Source organism: Nocardia sp. CC201C (genome assembly GCF_030010695.1).
In the GTDB taxonomy this organism is placed as follows: domain Bacteria; phylum Actinomycetota; class Actinomycetes; order Mycobacteriales; family Mycobacteriaceae; genus Nocardia; species Nocardia otitidiscaviarum.
Window position 1 is genome coordinate 1 of the sequence record NZ_JASCXP010000622.1, and the last position, 2,811, is coordinate 2,811.

At 72.8% G+C, this 2,811-nt stretch carries 1 protein-coding gene and 1 pseudogene; both read left to right on the forward strand.

Features of this window, described 5'->3' with window-relative positions; genetic code table 11:
• Positions 1 to 1,004, forward strand: a pseudogene (locus tag QK444_RS35040) (hypothetical protein); the annotation flags it as partial.
• A 23-nt stretch (positions 1,005 to 1,027) separates the two neighbouring features.
• A complete protein-coding gene (locus QK444_RS35045) occupies positions 1,028 to 2,800 on the forward strand; it encodes a hypothetical protein (RefSeq protein WP_306372072.1) in 1,773 nt (590 codons plus the stop codon).
• The last annotated feature ends 11 nt before the right edge of the window (positions 2,801 to 2,811 follow it).

Sequence of the window (2,811 nt, forward strand, 5' to 3'; positions counted from 1 at the left end):
CCGCCACCAAGCCGATCGCCAATGTGCTGGCCGCGCCCGAGGGGCCGTCGCCCCTGACCGCGCCCGCCATCGCCGCGCCCGCGCTGCTCGACACCACCCGGCCCACGGAGACCACCACCCCGCAACAGCCGACGGCCACCGTGATCGCCCAGCCGACCACGCCCACCGGCGGCGCGTCGACGCCGACGACCGGGCCGCAGGTCAGCACTCCGAACACCACCGACGCGGGTGGGCTGCTCACCCCCACCCCGGGTGCGCCCACCACACTGCCGGGCCGCACCGACCCCGCGACCACCAAGCTCCCCGGCGTCACCGACGGTGCGTCCACCACCGTGCCGGGCACCGGCGGCGCGGCCACGACCAAACCGGGTGCCGATGGCGGCACGACCACCGTGCCGGGCACCGACGGCGGCACCACCGCGCCGGGCACCGACGGCGGCACCACCACCGCGCCCGGTACCGACAGCGGCACCACCGCGCCGGGCACCGACGGCGGCTCCGGCACCCCGACCGGGAACGTGCCGACCACCACGCCTCCGGTCCCGTCCCCCGGCACCGGGATCGACGTCGCCCCGACCCAGCCGGACGATATCGATACGGGCCCGACGCAGGTGCCGTCCATCAGTGCCCCGCAGCCGAGCGTCGACCTGCCCGACGGCAACACCCCGGATCTGGACGTGCCGACCGTAGCGCCCACGCCCGCACCGGATCTCGGCACGGACGGCGGTCTCGGTACCGGCCCCGGCGTGGTCCCCCCCGAGCCCATGCCGCAGCCCGCGCCGACATTGGTCAAACCGTCCATCGCGCCGCAGCCCGCGAAGCCCATCGCGGACGTAACGGACGGCGGGTACCACGCCGCGCTGTACGGCGGCCACGACGATTTCGCCTACGGCAGTTCGCTCGCCTACCCCGGCGTCGCGCTGTCCACGCAGCTCATGCCCGAGGCCACCCTCGCGGAGAGCCACCACCCGGTATCCGGTTCCCACGACATCACGCTGTTGTGATCGACGGCGATAGTCTCGCCGTCGTGAAGCATCCGGATGCGATGGCCCCGTTGCTCGAGCTGCTCGACGAGCTGCTCGAGCTGACCCGCGCCGCCGCCCGCGCCGATCTCACCGGGCGGCTGAACCTGGCGCGGGCACGGGTCGCCGATTCCCGGGTCCGGCTGGTCGTGGTCGGCGAACCGGGCAGTGGGGCGACCACTCTGGTCAACGGCCTGGTCGGGGCGGAGGTCAGTGCGGTCGGCGGCCGGGTGCCGGTGATCGTGGAGTACGGACCGCTGTCCCGGGTGACCGTGGTGCGCCAGGGTGCGGGCGGTCGGGTCGAGCGGCGGGTGATCGATCCCGCCGACCGGGTGCAGGCATTGGCCGCCGACGGCGTCGTCCGCGCCGAGCTGGCCGAACCCAGCCCGCTGCTGGCCGAGGGGTTCGTGGTGCTGGAGGCCCCCGGATCGCTGGCCGACACCCCGGCGTCCTGGTCGCTGCTGGCCGCCGCCGACGCGGTGCTGTACGTGGCCGACGCCGGTGCGCCGTTCACGCCCGAACAGATCACCCTGCTGGGCCGCATCCAGCAGGTCTGCCCCATGGTGGTCTGCGTACTCAACAAGATCGACCGGTACTCGCACTGGCCGCAGGTGCAGCAGCAGGATCGACAGCTGCTCGACGCTGCCGGACTCGGCTTCGCCGTCGCACCCGCCTCGGCGCAACTGCACGAACACGCCGCCGCCACCGGGGATCAGCAGCGCGATCTGGAATCCGGTGTGCCGCAACTGCTCGACCACCTGCGCGGGTACGTGCTCGGGCGCGCCGACGCCGTGGCCCAGGAGGCCGCGGTGCGCGATATCCGGCTCATCACCGACCATTTGGCGCTGGCGCTGCGCAGCGAGGCCGAAACGCTGCGTGACCCAAGGCGTTTCGGTGAGATCACCGAACAGCTGCGCCGGGTCCGCGAGGAGGCCGACCAGTTGCGCCAGCGCACCGCCAACTGGCAGGTCGCGCTGGCCGACGGCGCGGCCGAGCTGATGGCCGATATCGAACACGACCTGCGGCATCGGCTGCGCAGCCTGATCCGCGACGCCGAGGCCGAGATCGGCAAGCGGGATCCGGCCAAGCACTGGAAGGACTTCGGCGCCGACCTGGACGCCAAGATCTGCGAGGCGGTGGAGGAGAACTTCGTCATCGCCCACTACCGGTCGGTGGAACTGGCCGAGCAGGTGGCGGAGAAGTTCCCGGACGGCTCCCTGCCCAAGGCCGACCTGCGGTTGGAGAGTCCGAGCGAGGTGCTGGAACCGGTCGCCGCGCTCGAACCGCTCGACAGCGCCAAAGCCGGTGTGACCCAGCAGGTCCTGAGCGCGCTGCGCGGCTCCTACGGCGGCATCCTGATGGTCGGCCTGGCCACCAGCCTGCTCGGCATGTCGCTGGTGAACTGGTACTCGGCGGGCGCGGGCGTGCTGCTGGGCGTGAACGCGCTGTGGGACGACCGCAAGACGCGCAGCCAGCGGCGGCAGGCCGAGGCCAAGGTGGCGGTGGCGCGGCTGATGGACGACGTGATCTTCCAGGTGAGCAAGGAATCCCGTAACCGGCTGCGCGGCATGCAGCGCACCCTGCGCGACCACTTCACCGAGATCGCCAGCGCCACCCTGCGTTCGGCCGACGAATCGCTGCGCGCGGCGGAGGAGGCGGTGGCGGTGCACTCCGGTGAGCGCCGGGAACGCCGCCTCACCGAGATCGAGACGGCGCTGGTGCGGCTGCGCGAACTGCGCGAATACGCCGACTCGCTCGGCGAGGCGCAGGAGAGCTGACGCGACGGCAC